This is a genomic window from Pantoea sp. CTOTU50773, assembly GCF_032082325.1.
In the GTDB taxonomy this organism is placed as follows: Bacteria; Pseudomonadota; Gammaproteobacteria; order Enterobacterales; family Enterobacteriaceae; genus Pantoea; species Pantoea communis.
In genome coordinates this window covers 1-14,496 of record NZ_DAMDQC010000107.1, presented here as the reverse complement: position 1 = coordinate 14,496, position 14,496 = coordinate 1, and the positions used below count along the sequence as shown (strand labels likewise).

Here is a 14,496-nt window from a genome sequence, read left to right as displayed (position 1 = left end):
GCTGTCCGTGGGCACCTCGTTGTTTGATGAGCGCTTTGGTTTGAGTGCACACAAACCGACGCAACTGCAAAGCATGACGCGCTTCCCCAACGATTCGCTGGATGCCGATCAGTGTCACGGCGATCTTCTGCTGCAAATCTGCGCCAATACGCAAGATACGGTGATACACGCACTGCGCGACATCATTAAGTACACGCCCGATCTGCTGGCCGTGCGCTGGCGGCGCGACGGCTTTATCGCCGACCACGCCGCACGCAGTCACGGTAAAGAAACGCCGATCAATCTGCTGGGCTTTAAAGATGGCACCGCTAACCCTGACACGCATAATCCTGCGTTGATGGATCAGTTGCTGTGGGTCACTGCAAATCAACAAGAACCCGCATGGACGCAGGGAGGCAGTTATCAGGCGGTGCGTATCATTCGTTTCCACGTTGAAATGTGGGATCGCACTCCACTGGGTGAACAGCAAACGATATTCGGTCGTGAGAAACTTTCCGGTGCGCCGCTGGGCATGAAAGAGGAACATGACGTGCCGGATTACAGCAAAGACCCGGATGGCGATGTCATCGCGCTGGATGCGCATATCCGTCTCGCTAACCCACGCACGCCGGAAACCGACAGCAGTTTAATGCTGCGCCGGGGTTACAGTTACTCCTCAGGGATTACCGGTTCGGGGCAGCTAGATATGGGACTCTTGTTCGTTTGCTATCAGCATGATTTAGCCAAAGGCTTTATCACCGTGCAAAAACGTCTCAATGGCGAAGCGCTGGAAGAATATATTCGTCCGATTGGCGGCGGATACTTTTTCGTTTTGCCCGGCGTCCCTGACGAAAAACATTACCTTGGCCAGCCTTTACTGCAGGCCTGATTAATAAACGCACCGTGCCAGCACAGCGATAAGGTTGCGCTGGCGCTTTTTTCACCGACCGTAAACTTTCCCCTGGTCGCTTCCTGTTCCGAATGTTCCGAAAAAGTTCGTCGCACGTCAAATAATCCATCTAACTGAAAATGCGAGATAATTTAATTTAAGACGAAAATTCTCATGCTTCGCTTATCTGTTTTTCTTTGTCGTGACGTAAAAATACTGTTGCAAAGCATGGTTAATATGATGCACTTTACTCATAAGCGTTGTCAGTTGTGTGGCTAAGTCCACTGGAGTTCGCGCATGACCCGGTCCTTCTATGGACAGTTAAATACACTTCAGCTAGCGCAGTACACTGCGGGGGATTTCTTCCCTCCAAAGTATCCTCTTCACTTTTCAATTATCGTTTCCGAACTAACGCCAATTCTCTACCGGTGCGCTTCAGCGCTTCGTCGTTGTTGCACACTATTTTCAATGGCCAGACCCGGCTTACAAGGAAGCCAAACAAACCTCTAAAGCGTTCAAGTCATCGCCGCGGGTGATCCGCCGCGATAAATGAAACCAACTGTAAGGTGCCACTATGGGAAGACAGAAAGCAGTGATCAAAGCGCGTCGTGAAGCAAGAAGAGTCGTTCGTAGTGATTCTCGCAGTCACCGTCAGCGCGAAGAAGAATCGGTCACTTCGCTGGTGCAGATGGGTGGGTTGGACTCAATTGGTATGGCGCGTGATTCACGCGATCGTGGCCCGATTGAAGCCAGAAATGAAGCTCAGGCGCACTATCTTAATGCCATAGAAACGAAACAGCTGATATTCGCCACCGGTGAAGCCGGTTGCGGTAAAACCTGGATTAGCGCAGCCAAAGCGGCTGAGGCCCTGATCAATAAGGATATCGAAAGGATTATTGTGACGCGCCCGGTTCTGCAGGCGGATGAAGACCTCGGTTTCCTTCCTGGGGATATTTCCGAGAAGTTCGCCCCGTATTTCCGACCGGTATACGACGTTCTGGTTAAACGTCTCGGCGCTTCTTTTATGCAGTACTGCCTGCGGCCTGAAATTGCCAAGGTAGAGATTGCGCCCTTCGCATATATGCGCGGACGTACGTTTGAAAATGCGGTAGTGATCCTTGATGAGGCACAAAACGTCACTGCGGCACAGATGAAGATGTTCCTGACACGCTTAGGCGAGAACGTGACGGTTATCGTCAACGGAGATATCACCCAGTGTGACTTGCCGTCCCATGTCAAATCCGGTCTTGCTGATGCGCTGGCGCGTTTCGAAGAAGACGAGATGATTGGTGTGGTGCGTTTCGACAAAAACGACTGCGTCCGTTCGGCACTTTGCCAGCGCACGCTGCTGGCTTACGGTTAACCATTGATTCGTAGTTGATTGAGAGTGTAGCGAAGCAAAACCCGGCGCAAGCCGGGTTTTTTTATTGCTACTTAGCCTGGTTCAATGAATAACTGCTGGTTAGGAAAATCGATCAGAACAAGATGGTGCTGTAAGAAATCGGTGCCTAATAAACCCTCCGCTGCCATTCGCGAGTCAACATCATCTAATAGCACGACATCGATATCTATTTCCCCGGATGTCGCGTTTTTGATATTTATTTGAGTCACCCGGCAGCCTTCATAATCCAATTCGTCGATGACTTCTTTGCAGGGATAAACGTTCTCTGTTCTATTTAAACGTTTACTCCACAGCATTGAGTGTGATGCACCGGTATCCAGCAGCATATTAAAGGTTTCATTATTCTTCATTGCCTCAATGATAATACCCTCATGGGTTAAGGTTAACGGCAGCGTTAACCATTGCTGACGATCGATATTGAAATCGTCCAGCCGATCAGCAACGGAAAAAAGGCGATGCTGATAATCAATGAGCAGGGCTTTCTGCCGGAATATCCCCAATCCGATAACCATACTTTCCGGACGTTTGCCGTCAGGCTGCAGCGTCAGCCCCCATGGAACCAGGGAAATCCCTTCAACATTCTCAAAGTTCATACCATTGACGTAAACATGGTGGAACATGAATTTATCATGCAGGAACACTTCGCCGGTCAGATCGGTGGTGCGCACTTTCTCCTTTAGGGGTTTTAACCAGGGCACCTGTCGTATAAATGACTGATCAAAATGGAAAGCAAATGCGGAGCCGGTATCAAGCATGAACTCGCCATCCTGACCATTAATATTCAGTGTTGCAATCGGTACTGCACTCTCATCGAATTTAAACGGAATTTCTATTACCGCTTCAGCTAACGAGGTGAATGTCATGGCGCAGATAAAAATGCCATGATGCATAAATCCCTTCATTTATTGTTTTTCCCTATATTAGTATTAACTTCCCCAGGCGTCTTCAGTGTCGATATTCATAAAAAGCGAAAGGTTTACTCCTCATGCTGCGTTATTTTTTATCCAAAAATGTTTTACGCACCATTTTGTGATCGAACTCAGGAACATCTTCGGAGAACCGTGCAGTACGTGCATCACGCTCATAGCCCTGAGGTTCACACAGGAGTTGATAAAGCTCCGGGCGACGACCGTGGATCCAGCGGCGTCCGGTAGACATCGCCAGTAACGAGAGATCCAGGTCGGCACTCACCAGCGTATCCCTGAAGGAAGTGGTTTCGTTAACGATGCGGCCATAGGGGTCAATCACCATCGCATTGCCGGTACGGATCTCGCCGTTATCCAGTCCGACGCCATTACTGAACAGGACGAAAAGACCGTTATCGTGCGCACGCGAAGGCAGCCAGCGCATCAACCAGCCTCGACCGCTGTCGCTAGCCAGAGCGATTTCCAGTGCGCTGGGATCGCTTTCTCGGTTTTCCCACAGACTCACCGGAAAGGGTTTCATACCAAAGGGACTGCGTGAATGGGTGCCACCTGTTTGATGCGGGGCAATCAGAATATCGGCTCCCATGAGCGCGGTGATGCGGACGTTATCGGTTAAATTATTGTCCCAGCAAATCAGAATCCCGACTTTCACCCCCCATGGCGTGTCAAACACGGTGAATTCATTTCCCTGGGCGATGCCCGCATGTTCGAAAGCATGGATCTTACGATGTACATGGCGTTGGCCATCCGGCATGCAGACCGCATAGGCATTGTAGAGCAGTCCATTATCATGCTTTTCGATGTAGCCGGCGCCGATCGCCATCTGATGCTTTTCCGCCAGGCTCGCGATACGCGCCAGTGACGGGCTGTTTTCCGTGCGCTCGGCCAGGGCTTCGACCTCTGTAATGGGCAGATCCGGCACATGCCAGTAACCCGTGATGCACATTTCAGGAAAGGCTAATATTTTGACTTCTTCTTGTGCGGCCTGCGCGATAAAGCGCTCCATCACGGAAAGATTGTAAGCTTTGTCGCTGGCGCTATGGCAAAACTGCACGGTGGCAACGCGAAGTGAATGTTCCATGGTGATTCTCCAAAAGGAACCAGGTCGCTATTTCACCAGAGGGAAAACCACCGTGTATAATCACAACTTCTCCCACTTTGATAACCGATTGGAATGGATATTAAACTGTTACGCGCCTTTGTGACGCTGGCGCAAGAAGGCACCTACCACTCGGCGGCCAATAAGCTCTGCATCACCCAGCCCGCACTCTCGAAACAGATCCAGACACTGGAGCACCTTTCTGGTGTGACGTTATTTCATCGCGGACGGCATGGTGCGCGGTTAACGGTGGCGGGAGATCAATTGTTAGCGGCTGCCAGCGAGGCAGTGGAGCGCTATGCGGATTTTTTCGCTGACGTGACGGCGATCCAAAGAGGGGATTCAGGAAAACTCACTCTGGGTTTTGGCATCTCTTCTTATCTTTTTGCTGCCAAACGTGTCGCTGCCTTTCGCGTTCGTTATCCCGGCGTACAGGTCTCGCTCAACGATATGCCTTCGGCGGTTCAGACCCAATGGCTTGCTGAAGGACGACTGCAGGTGGGATTTGTGCGCTTACCCGTGCCTGAACCACTGCAAAGTCACAGTCTGGATACGGAACAATTAGTGCTGGCGGTAGCCGCTGATCAATTATCGAGTCACTTAGAAACAACACAGGTTATTGAAAATCATCAACTCTTACAGTTGGCACCTCAGCGGGGCGAAGGGCTCACTACGCAGGCCGATCAATTCCTGACCGCAAGAAACCTCACGCCGCGCACGGTGTCGGCTGCTGATGATATTCAGACGTTACTGGCGCTGGTGGCCGCTGGTGATGGTGTGGCGTTACTGCCGGCGAGTGTGAAACACATCCTGCCTGTAGGCGTCACACTATTGCTTCTGGAAGGCGAGCATACCCAATGGCACACCGGTTTGGCTTGGAATGATCATATTAAGGACCCGCTAAGAGACAAGTTTTTAGCGATGGTAATGGAAGATGGCCAGATAAATTAACGATGTGGCTGAATTGAAGACAAAAAAAAGCCTGAACTTTCGTTCAGGCTCTTCTTCAAAATGATGGCGGTGAGAGGGGGATTCGAACCCCCGATACGTTGCCGTATACACACTTTCCAGGCGTGCTCCTTCAGCCACTCGGACATCTCACCACATTTTTTCTGCCAACCGCACTGGGTCAACGGGGCGCTACTATAGGGAGTTACCTGAATACGGTCAAGCCCTATTTTCTCCTTTTGTTCTATCCGCTTAAGCTCTGTGCAGCTTGCTGCATCTCTCGCCGAACAGCGTGTTCTGTCATCAAATTATTCCTTCTCTGCCACAAAAGTGTCACCAGACTGTCGCAGACTTGTCTGCGGAAACATTTGGTTATATTTACTGATAAGGATGCTTATAAATGAAACTCATACCTCTTTTCACGGTTTCTCTGCTGGCTTCACTCATCGCGACGTCAGCAGTGGCAGACACAACAACGTATAGCCGCGCCGCCACCGGTGATATCACCGAACACGGTGGCGCGCGCCGCCTCAGCAGCGACCAGACGGAAGCGCTGAAAGCCTCACTCGTTAATACCACGGCCAAAAACGTCATCTTATTGATCGGCGATGGCATGGGTGACTCGGAAATCACCGCCGCACGAAATCAGGCGATGGGCGCGGGTGGTTTCTTCCCAGGCATTGATGCGCTGCCGTTAACCGGTCAGTACACCCACTACTCGTTAGACAAGAAAACTCACAAACCGAATTACGTGACCGATTCGGCTGCCTCCGCGACCGCCTGGGCGACGGGCACCAAATCTTATAACGGCGCCATCGGCGTAGACGTTAATGGCAAGGATCAGGTCACCATTCTGGAGTTGGCGAAAGCCGCTGGGAAAGCCACCGGTAACGTCTCGACTGCAGAATTGCAGGATGCCACGCCCGCCGCTTTAATGGCGCATGTCACGTCGCGTAAATGTTATGGCCCGGAGAAAACCAGCGAGCTGTGTCCCACCAATGCGCTGGAGCAGGGCGGTAAAGGGTCTATTAGCGAGCAGATGCTGAAGACCCGTCCAGATGTCACCCTCGGCGGCGGGGCGAAATCGTTCTCTGAAAGCGCCAAAGCGGGTGAGTACCAGGGCAAAACCCTGCGCGAGCAGGCTCAGGCACTGGGCTTCCAGCTGGTCGATAACCTGGATGGCATGAATGCCATCCAACAGGCCGACCAAACTAAACCGGTGCTCGGGCTGTTCTCCGACGGCAATATGCCGGTGCGCTGGCAGGGACCGAAAGCCAGCTATCACGGCAATATCGATAAACCGGTGGTGACCTGTGAAGTCAATAAAGATCGCCCGGCATCAACACCAACATTGGCGCAGATGACCAAAAAGGCGATTGATCTGCTGAGCACCAATGAGAATGGCTTCTTCCTGCAGGTGGAAGGGGCTTCAATAGATAAACAGGATCACGCGGCGAACCCGTGCGGCCAGATTGGCGAAACGGTGGATCTGGATGAGGCCGTGCAGCAGGCGCTGGCTTTTGCACGTGAACACGGTGACACGCTGGTGGTAGTGACGGCAGACCATGCGCATAGCAGCCAGATTATTGAAAATGGCAGCAAAGCCCCAGGCCTGACGCAGGCGGTGAACACCAAAGATGGTGCGGTCATGACCATCAGCTACGGTAACTCTGAAGAGGATTCTCAGGGACATACCGGCACACAGTTGCGCATCGCGGCCTATGGTCCTTATGCGGCTAACGTGGTGGGCCTGACCGATCAGACGGACTTGTTCTTTACGCTGAAGGATGCAATGGGCATTAAGTAACCACGCCCGGCAGCAACGAGAATCCCCGCAACAGCGGGGATTCTCTGGCTGCAGATTGGTGCGAATCACAATCCGCGCTGCGCCATTAAGCGCGCTAAATCCACCAGACGATTTGAGAATCCCCACTCGTTATCGTACCAGGCGAGGATTTTCACCAGGTTGCCGCCAATCACCAGGGTAGAGAGCCCATCAATGATCGATGAACGTGGATCGCCCTGATAATCGCTGGAGACCAGTGGCTCATCGCTGTATCCCAGAATGCCTTTTAATGGACCTTCAGCGGCGGCGGCCTTAAATGCATTGTTCACTTCTTCTGCCGTCACATCACGCTTCAGCCTCACGGTGAGATCCACAATCGACACCACTGGCACCGGCACGCGCAGTGAATACCCCGTCAGACGGCCATCCAGTTCCGGGATGACACGGCCCAGCGCTTTAGCCGCACCGCTGGAGTAAGGCACGATTGACAGCGCCGCCGCGCGCGCGCCGCGCAGATCTTTCTCCGGCTGATCGTGCAGCACCTGGCTATTGGTATAAGCATGAGTGGTATTCATCAGACCATGCTCAATACCAAATGCCTGATGCAATACTTGCGCGGCTGGCGCGAGGCCGTTGGTCGTGCAACTGCCGTTACTCACCACGAAATGCTGCTGGTGATCGTAGCGCTGATCGTTCACGCCCAGCACAATCGTCAAATCATCGTTTTTACCAGGAGCGGAGATAATCACTCTTTTTGCGCCGCCGTGCGTGATATGCACTGCCGCTTTCTCGCGCTCGGTGAAGAAGCCGGTGGCTTCAATCACAATATCAACACCCACGTCACGCCAGCGGATATTGGCCGGGTCGCGTTCGCTGAACACCCGCACCGGCTTACCATCGATGCGCAGCTCACCTTCACCGGCCTCAACTTCTGCAGGAAGTCTGCCTAACAATGAGTCGTGTTTAAGCAGATGCGCCAGCGTTTTGCTGTCGGTGAGATCGTTAATCGCCACAATCTCTATATCGTTGCTGCCGAGTGCGGCGCGGAACACGTTACGTCCGATACGGCCAAAGCCGTTAATGCCAATCTTAATCATCATTGACTCCCTATCCGAAGTGGTTGCAGTCAATGTAGGACGATGTGTGATTGGCGTAAACGACAAAAAAGGATCACTTTACGCCATTTTGCGGCAGTGAAAGCGTTGGCGATATTCACCCGGAGTGAGATGCAGCTGGCGCTCAAAACTGCGGCGCAAATTGATGCTGCTGCCAAATCCGGTGTCAAGGGCGATGCGTTCCAGCGTCGCGCGGCTCTGTTCCAACAGTTCTCGTGCGGCGGCCAATCGCACTTCTGCGACATAGCGCGCCGGTGACGCACCGGTTTCACGGGTGAATACGCGGGTGAAATTGCGTGGACTCATGGCGACACGTTCGGCCAATTTCTCAACCGACAGATCTTTCGCCAGGTTAGCGCGTATCCAGCTTTGCAGATCGTGGATCGGGCCGGTGCTGGTTTGCTGTAACTGGTAGCGGCTGAACTGCATCTGTCCGCCGGGGCGACGCAAATACATCACCATATCCTGAGCGATATCGCGTGCCACGCTGAAGCCAAAATCCTCTTCAACCAGCGCCAGCGTGAGATCAAAGCCGGAGCTGACGCCGCCGGACGTCCAGATAGGACCATCCTGAATATAAAGCGGACCCCCTTCCACCTGAACACGGGGGAAGCGGGTTTTCAGGGTTTCCAGCAGGCGCCAGTGTGACGTGGCGCGGCGTCCATCCAGCAAACCGGCTTCAGCGAGCAGCATCGCGCCACCACAAATTGACACCACACGCCGAGCCTGCGGAGCCGCCAGCCTGATGAAATCCACCACCATATTGCCCTCTTCAACGCTGTCACCGCGTCCGGTAATCATGATGGTGTCCCAGGCGGCGCGGGGATCTAATTCGGCCAGCTTCAGGTCAGCCAGCAGGTTGAGGCCCGACTGACCATGGATCACCTGATGCGGCTGCGTGGTGGCGATACTGACGCGATAACGTGGCTGATCAACGCCAACGGGCAGGTGCAGGTTGGCGTGCATCAGGATGTCGGCAATACCGGCGGCTTCAAATAACATGCCGCCATCGGGGACGATAACGAGAAAGTGCTTCATGGCGTAAAATGCTCATCGTGGCAAAATAAGCCAGATTATCGCACGGCGCCGTTATTTTTGCTGGTAATACGGTCCCTGGGTGATCGAATTACGCAGCACCAGTCGGCCCGGCATCAGTGGCTGCGCCGTCACGCTTTCGCCATCCAGCATTTTAGACAGTTGCGTTAATGCGCTCGACACCATCTCAGCAACCGGAACATGCACCGTGGTTAACGCCGGCAGGAGATAGGGCGCAACCGGGATATCATCAAAGCCCAGCAAGGAGACGTCATGCGGGATGCGCAAACCCGCGTTGTGCAAGGCGCAGGCGGCGCCAATTGCCATATCATCATTGCTGGCGACAATCGCGGAAAATCTGACTTTACGACGTAACAGTGCTTCAACCGCCAGTTGCCCACTGGCGCTGGTCCAGCAGCCGTCCAGCATCAGGTTTTCGTCGTATTCAATGCCATTGTCCATCAACGATGAAATATAGCCTTTCAGACGACTTAATCCGGTGTGAGAGCTACCCATCCCTTTGATGAAAGCGATCTCGCGGTGGCCCTGAGCAATTAAATGATTCACCGCGTTGAGGGTGTCATTTTCGTGGTCAGCACACACCGAATATTGCGGATGCTGCTTCAAACGGCGGTTTAACACGATTAACGGCTTACTCATTCCAGGAATAAGTGCATCAATATCTTCCACGCTTAAATAGCGCGGATAGATGATCACGGCATCGCAATAGCTATCGATTAAAAAGTTTATGGCCTCGCGCTCTTGCTGCGCATTGTGTTTACCATCGCCCAGCACCAGTTGTGAACCGAGTTTTTCCGTCATGGTCGCGGCCTGGAATAACAGCTCGGTAAAAAAGGGACCATTGTAAAGCGTGTTGGGCACCATCAGACCAATACTGTGCGAACGGTTGGTCGCAAGACTTCGTGCCAGCAGATTAGGACGGTAATCCATCTCATCTATGGCCAGCATCACCCGATCCCGCACCGTTTTAGACACATAAGCATGGCCAGCCAGCACCCGTGACACCGTGGCTTTTGACACACCTGCGCGTTTTGCGACATCAAGCATTGTCGTCATTTATCTTCCTTCTCAGCGTTCTCGCGCATTGTAGCGCAAAAGCTCAATCTGAAAACCGCAGAGTGAGGCTCTTCTAACCGATAACGTTTTTTCTCATTATCATCCGATTTCATCACATATTTAAAAGGCTAACATAAAAATAATATGAAACCGGTCTCAGATTAATCATATTTTCACTCTTTAAATAAGGTTTAACGGTTTGAGTTATGGATCACAAAAAGAACAAATTGAATCTGTAACCGGTTGCAGAAACGATTCTCGGCGCGTAATTATTTAAAAAAAAACGGAGGGTGTCATGGTGAAAATTCTATTGTGTTGTTCCGCAGGTATGTCAACCAGCATGGTCGTACAAAGAATGCAGAAAGCCGCTACGCAGCTGGGTTTAGAAGCCAAAATTGATGCCGTTGGCATGGAAGAGTTCAGTGAAAAAATCGCCGATTATGACTGTTGTCTGCTAGGCCCACAGATCAAATATAAGCTGGCAGATTTCGAACGTCAGGCGCAGGAGTATCACAAACCGGTCACCGTCATTAATACCATGGATTACGGCATGTTAAATGGCGAAAAGATCCTGAAGTCGGCGCTCGCCCTGATTGATGCTAATAAGGGGGCATGATGAGTACACTGGCTGACTCCTTATTTGGTGTGATTGAAAACCGCATCAGTCCGATTGCTGCGCGACTCTCATCGCAACGGCATGTGGTGGCGATCAAGGACGGATTTATTGCCTCAATGCCGTTCCTGATTGTCGGCTCATTCATGCTGCTGTTCTCACATCCTCCTTTCAGTCAGGACAGCCAATGGGGCTTCGCCCAGTGGTGGCTGGGCATGGTGAAGCAGTACAACGACCAGCTGATGATGCCCTACAACATGACGATGGGCATCATGGCGGTGTTCATCACCGGCGCGATTGCCTATAACCTGGCGCAAAGCTACAAACTGAATGGCCTGATGGCGGCGCTGCTGTCGCTGATGACTTTTTTGGTGGTGGCTGCACCGGAAAAGAACGGCGCATTGTCCGTCGCTTCGCTGGGTGGGGAAGGAATATTCACCGCCATCCTGATCAGCCTGTACTGCACGGAAGTGATGCACTGGCTGGTGAAGTACAACATTGGTTTCAAACTGCCGGAACAGGTGCCGCCGAAAATTCGTCAGTCCTTTGACCTGCTGATCCCCATCATGGTGATTTTCCTGACGCTCTACCCGCTGAACCTGTTTATGGAGAGCCACTTTGGTCTGTTGATTCCTCAGGCCATCATGTCAGTGTTTGCGCCAATTATCTCAGCAGCCGATTCACTGCCTGCGGTGCTCATCGCCGTCTTGCTATGTCATTTGCTGTGGTTTGCCGGCATTCACGGTGCGGCGATTGTCGGCGGCATCCTGCAGGCATTCTGGCTGAGTAATCTGGGGCTGAACCAGGAAGCGTTAAATGCCGGGCAAGAGATCCCTAAAATCTTTATCGAGCCATTCTGGCAGTTCTTCATCACCGTAGGCGGATCGGGTGCCACCATGGGCCTGGTGATTCTCTATCTGCGCAGCCGCTCCGCGCATCTGCGCGCCATCGGCCGCCTCGGCTTTGTACCCGGTATGTTTAACATCAATGAGCCGATTATTTTCGGTTCACCGGTGGTGATGAATCCGCTGCTGTTTATTCCCTTTATCACCACGCCGTTGATCAACGCGGTTATCGCCTGGACCGCTACCCGTACCAACCTGATCAACCACGTCATTTCGCTGGCACCCTGGACCACGCCGGGACCGATTGGTGCCGCCTGGTCAACCGGCTGGGACTGGCGCGCAGTGGTGTTAGTCGCGTTCCTGATTTGTTTATCCACGCTGATTTATTACCCGTTCTTCAAAATGTATGAACGCCAACTGCTTGCGCAGGAAGAAGAGATGGCGCAGGAACAACTGGCTGAGGAGATGAAGTAATGCAAGAGATGCAGGAAATGGAAAGCACGGTGATGGAGCTGATCATTCATGCAGGGGAAGCCCGTTCATCATCGATGCAGGCACTGCAAGCGGCCCGAAAACACAACTGGCAGGAAGCCGATGCGTTGCTGGCAAGTGCACGAGATGCAGCGCGCGAAGCCCACAAAATTCAAACCGCGTTAATCGGTGCGGATGAAGGCTGCGGCAAAATTCCGGTCAACCTGATTATGGTGCATGCGCAGGATCATCTGATGAACGCTATGTTGTGTCGCGATTTAGTTGAAGAGCTGATCTATCTGCATCGTCAGGTGCAGGAGTTATCAAAAACCCACTTGCAGTAAGACGCAGTTAATCACATGAAAGGATGGATTATGTCTCAGTTACCGGCTGATTTTTTATGGGGCGGCGCCGTTGCCGCGCATCAGGTTGAAGGTGGATGGAACGAAGGCGGTAAAGGGCCGAGCATCGTCGATGTGTTGACGGGCGGAGCGCATGGCGTTGAACGTGAAATTACCGATGGCATTGTCGAGGGGAAACACTACCCCAATCATCAGGCCACCGATTTTTATCATCACTACAAAGACGATATCGCGTTGTTTGCCGAGATGGGTTTTAAGTGTTTCCGTACCTCGATTGCCTGGACACGCATCTTCCCGAAAGGCGATGAGCAACAACCTAACGAAGCGGGCCTGCAGTTCTACGACGACATGTTTGATGAGCTGCTCAAATATGGCATCGAACCGGTGATTACGCTGTCGCACTTCGAGATGCCATTGCATCTGGTGCAGCAGTATGGCGGCTGGCTGAATCGTGAATTGATCAATCTCTTTGTGCGCTATAGCGAAGTGGTGATGAAGCGCTACAAAGGCAAAGTGAAATACTGGATGACCTTTAACGAGATCAACAACCAGCGTAACTGGCGCCGACCGCTGTTCGGCTACAGCAACTCAGGCGTGATTTTCACCGATCATGAAAATCCGGAAGAGGTGATGTATCAGGTACTGCATCATCAGTTTGTGGCCAGTGCCAAAGTGGTGAAGCTGGGGCATCAAATCAATCCTGAATTCAAGATCGGTTGCATGCTGGCGATGGTGCCGCTGTATCCGTGGTCATGCCATCCTGATGACGTAATGTATGCGCAAAAGTCGATGCAGGAACGTTATCTGTTTGGCGATGTGCATATGCGTGGTGCCTATCCTTCCTACATTTTGAAAGAGTGGGAACTGCGCGGATTCCACATTGAGATGGCGCCGGAAGATGCACAAACGCTGCGAGAAGGCTGCACCGACTATCTCGGCTTTAGCTATTACATGAGTAACGCCGTGGAGTATGCCAGCGCGACCCGCATGGACAGCGCACTCGAAGCATTCCCCGGCAGCCGAAAAAATCCGCATGTGCAGGCGTCAGATTGGGGATGGCAGATTGATCCCGTTGGCCTGCGCTACACACTAAATGCGCTGTATGAGCGTTATCAGAAGCCGCTGTTTATTGTGGAAAACGGTTTTGGCGCTGTCGATCAACGTGAGGCCAACGGCGAGGTCAATGATGACTATCGTATTGCCTACCTGCGTGAACACATCGAGCAAATGAAAAAAGCGGTACTGGAAGATGGCGTGGATTTAATGGGCTTCACGCCCTGGGGCTGTCTCGACTGTGTCTCTTTTGGCACCGGCCAATACAGCAAACGCTACGGCTTTATCTACGTAAACCGTAATGACGATCAAACCGGCGATTTTTCGCGCTCGAAGAAAAAGAGTTTTGCCTGGTATAAAAAGGTCATCGCCTCACAAGGTGAAGCGCTTTAATTCGGATTGCCCGGGCAGGAAGCCCGGGTAAATCAGAGTTGTCATCTCTTCGGCAGTGAATATCCTTTCCAGCCTGCGCAGGCAGGCTGAATAAATAACATAAACCTGAGCCAGGAAAAATATCATCCATGCGGTGAGGCGCAATGCTGCCTGCAACGGCGCTTTTTACTCACCTGATTGCAACCAAACGGAGTTATATCCTATGCCAAATAAGATCAAAATTGTCACTATCGGTGGGGGTTCCAGCTATACGCCAGAGTTGATTGAAGGGCTTATCCTGCGTCAGGAGCAGTTGCCGATTGCCGAGTTGTGGCTGGTCGATATTGAGGACGGCGCAGAGAAGATGGAAATCGTCGGCAGTATGGCAAAGCGCATGATCGCGGCTGCCAAACTCGACTGGCAGGTGCATCTTTCTCTCGATCGCAAGGAAGCGTTAAAGGATGCGGATTACGTGACCACCCAGTTCCGCGTGGGGTTGCTGGATGCACGCTTAAAAGACGAAG

Annotated in this window: 13 protein-coding genes, 1 tRNA gene and 1 pseudogene; 9 read left to right on the top strand and 6 right to left on the bottom strand. The window is 52.3% G+C overall.

What is annotated here, in order from left to right; translation table 11 throughout:
• Together efeB and phoH are read left to right on the top strand one after the other, a co-directional pair.
• Positions 1 to 868: iron uptake transporter deferrochelatase/peroxidase subunit (efeB, locus tag RT340_RS16025; protein WP_313377071.1), on the top strand; the 868-nt coding region annotated here is incomplete at its 5' end.
• 574 nt (positions 869 to 1,442) lie between these two features.
• Complete coding sequence (gene phoH, locus RT340_RS16020; protein ID WP_034824330.1) at positions 1,443 to 2,231, top strand: phosphate starvation-inducible protein PhoH; 789 nt, start codon at positions 1,443 to 1,445, stop codon at positions 2,229 to 2,231.
• 71 nt (positions 2,232 to 2,302) lie between these two features.
• Here the strand turns inward: phoH and RT340_RS16015 are convergent, their stop codons facing one another.
• Together RT340_RS16015 and RT340_RS16010 are read right to left on the bottom strand one after the other, a co-directional pair.
• Positions 2,303 to 3,172: a hypothetical protein gene (locus tag RT340_RS16015; protein ID WP_313377068.1), complete on the bottom strand. Its 870-nt coding sequence runs from the start codon at positions 3,170 to 3,172 to the stop codon at positions 2,303 to 2,305.
• A 91-nt stretch (positions 3,173 to 3,263) separates the two neighbouring features.
• On the bottom strand, positions 3,264 to 4,277 hold the full coding sequence (locus RT340_RS16010) for a nitrilase family protein (RefSeq protein ID WP_313377066.1): 1,014 nt from the start codon (positions 4,275 to 4,277) through the stop codon (positions 3,264 to 3,266).
• Between the two features lie 93 nt (positions 4,278 to 4,370).
• Here RT340_RS16010 and RT340_RS16005 point away from each other — a divergent pair, with 93 nt between their 5' ends.
• Positions 4,371 to 5,246 (top strand): LysR family transcriptional regulator, encoded by an 876-nt coding sequence (locus RT340_RS16005; RefSeq protein ID WP_313377064.1) that lies wholly within the window; start codon positions 4,371 to 4,373, stop codon positions 5,244 to 5,246.
• 64 nt (positions 5,247 to 5,310) lie between these two features.
• Here the strand turns inward: RT340_RS16005 and RT340_RS16000 are convergent.
• Positions 5,311 to 5,398: transfer RNA gene (locus tag RT340_RS16000), tRNA-Ser, on the bottom strand.
• A gap of 245 nt (positions 5,399 to 5,643) precedes the next feature.
• Here RT340_RS16000 and phoA point away from each other — a divergent pair.
• Complete coding sequence (gene phoA / locus RT340_RS15995) at positions 5,644 to 7,050, top strand: alkaline phosphatase (RefSeq protein ID WP_313377063.1); 1,407 nt, start codon at positions 5,644 to 5,646, stop codon at positions 7,048 to 7,050.
• Between the two features lie 65 nt (positions 7,051 to 7,115).
• On the opposite strand, the gene gap is transcribed toward phoA, so the two are convergent.
• The 3 genes from gap to RT340_RS15980 form a co-directional block, all read right to left on the bottom strand.
• Positions 7,116 to 8,126, bottom strand: a complete 1,011-nt coding sequence (gene gap / locus RT340_RS15990) for a type I glyceraldehyde-3-phosphate dehydrogenase (protein WP_313377074.1) — start codon at positions 8,124 to 8,126, stop codon at positions 7,116 to 7,118.
• A 78-nt stretch (positions 8,127 to 8,204) separates the two neighbouring features.
• Positions 8,205 to 9,182 (bottom strand): helix-turn-helix domain-containing protein, encoded by a 978-nt coding sequence (locus RT340_RS15985; protein WP_313377062.1) that lies wholly within the window; start codon positions 9,180 to 9,182, stop codon positions 8,205 to 8,207.
• A 51-nt stretch (positions 9,183 to 9,233) separates the two neighbouring features.
• Positions 9,234 to 10,256 carry a LacI family DNA-binding transcriptional regulator gene (locus RT340_RS15980; protein ID WP_097116821.1) on the bottom strand — a complete coding sequence of 341 codons (1,023 nt, stop codon included), beginning with the start codon at positions 10,254 to 10,256 and terminating at the stop codon, positions 9,234 to 9,236.
• A gap of 295 nt (positions 10,257 to 10,551) precedes the next feature.
• Between RT340_RS15980 and RT340_RS15975 the strand changes: the two genes are divergently transcribed.
• From RT340_RS15975 to RT340_RS15955, 5 genes and pseudogenes are all read left to right on the top strand, one after another.
• Entirely contained in the window at positions 10,552 to 10,872 is a 321-nt protein-coding gene (locus RT340_RS15975) for a PTS sugar transporter subunit IIB (RefSeq protein WP_313377060.1), read from the top strand.
• Positions 10,872 to 12,188, top strand: coding sequence for a PTS sugar transporter subunit IIC (locus RT340_RS15970; RefSeq protein ID WP_034824306.1), 1,317 nt, complete (start codon positions 10,872 to 10,874; stop codon positions 12,186 to 12,188). Before RT340_RS15975 ends, RT340_RS15970 begins: the two co-directional genes overlap by 1 nt.
• Positions 12,189 to 12,196: 8 nt before the next feature.
• The gene (locus RT340_RS15965) at positions 12,197 to 12,529 is read left to right on the top strand and encodes a PTS lactose/cellobiose transporter subunit IIA (RefSeq protein ID WP_160832839.1); all 333 of its coding nucleotides are present in this window, start codon (positions 12,197 to 12,199) and stop codon (positions 12,527 to 12,529) included.
• 30 nt (positions 12,530 to 12,559) lie between these two features.
• Entirely contained in the window at positions 12,560 to 13,993 is a 1,434-nt protein-coding gene (locus RT340_RS15960) for a 6-phospho-beta-glucosidase (protein WP_313377057.1), read from the top strand.
• Between the two features lie 202 nt (positions 13,994 to 14,195).
• Positions 14,196 to 14,496 (top strand): annotated as a pseudogene (locus RT340_RS15955) (6-phospho-beta-glucosidase); the annotation flags it as partial.

What these genes read in the sequence shown, in the direction of transcription:
- phoH (WP_034824330.1), top strand. Translation starts at nt 1,443, where the DNA reads ATGGGAAGACAGAAAGCAGTGATCAAAGCGCGTCGTGAAGCAAGAAGA.
- RT340_RS16015 (WP_313377068.1), bottom strand. Translation starts at nt 3,172, where the DNA reads ATGAAGGGATTTATGCATCATGGCATTTTTATCTGCGCCATGACATTC.
- RT340_RS16010 (WP_313377066.1), bottom strand. Translation starts at nt 4,277, where the DNA reads ATGGAACATTCACTTCGCGTTGCCACCGTGCAGTTTTGCCATAGCGCC.
- RT340_RS16005 (WP_313377064.1), top strand. Translation starts at nt 4,371, where the DNA reads ATGGATATTAAACTGTTACGCGCCTTTGTGACGCTGGCGCAAGAAGGC.
- phoA (WP_313377063.1), top strand. Translation starts at nt 5,644, where the DNA reads ATGAAACTCATACCTCTTTTCACGGTTTCTCTGCTGGCTTCACTCATC.
- gap (WP_313377074.1), bottom strand. Translation starts at nt 8,126, where the DNA reads ATGATTAAGATTGGCATTAACGGCTTTGGCCGTATCGGACGTAACGTG.
- RT340_RS15985 (WP_313377062.1), bottom strand. Translation starts at nt 9,182, where the DNA reads ATGAAGCACTTTCTCGTTATCGTCCCCGATGGCGGCATGTTATTTGAA.
- RT340_RS15980 (WP_097116821.1), bottom strand. Translation starts at nt 10,256, where the DNA reads ATGACGACAATGCTTGATGTCGCAAAACGCGCAGGTGTGTCAAAAGCC.
- RT340_RS15975 (WP_313377060.1), top strand. Translation starts at nt 10,552, where the DNA reads ATGGTGAAAATTCTATTGTGTTGTTCCGCAGGTATGTCAACCAGCATG.
- RT340_RS15970 (WP_034824306.1), top strand. Translation starts at nt 10,872, where the DNA reads ATGAGTACACTGGCTGACTCCTTATTTGGTGTGATTGAAAACCGCATC.
- RT340_RS15965 (WP_160832839.1), top strand. Translation starts at nt 12,197, where the DNA reads ATGCAGGAAATGGAAAGCACGGTGATGGAGCTGATCATTCATGCAGGG.
- RT340_RS15960 (WP_313377057.1), top strand. Translation starts at nt 12,560, where the DNA reads ATGTCTCAGTTACCGGCTGATTTTTTATGGGGCGGCGCCGTTGCCGCG.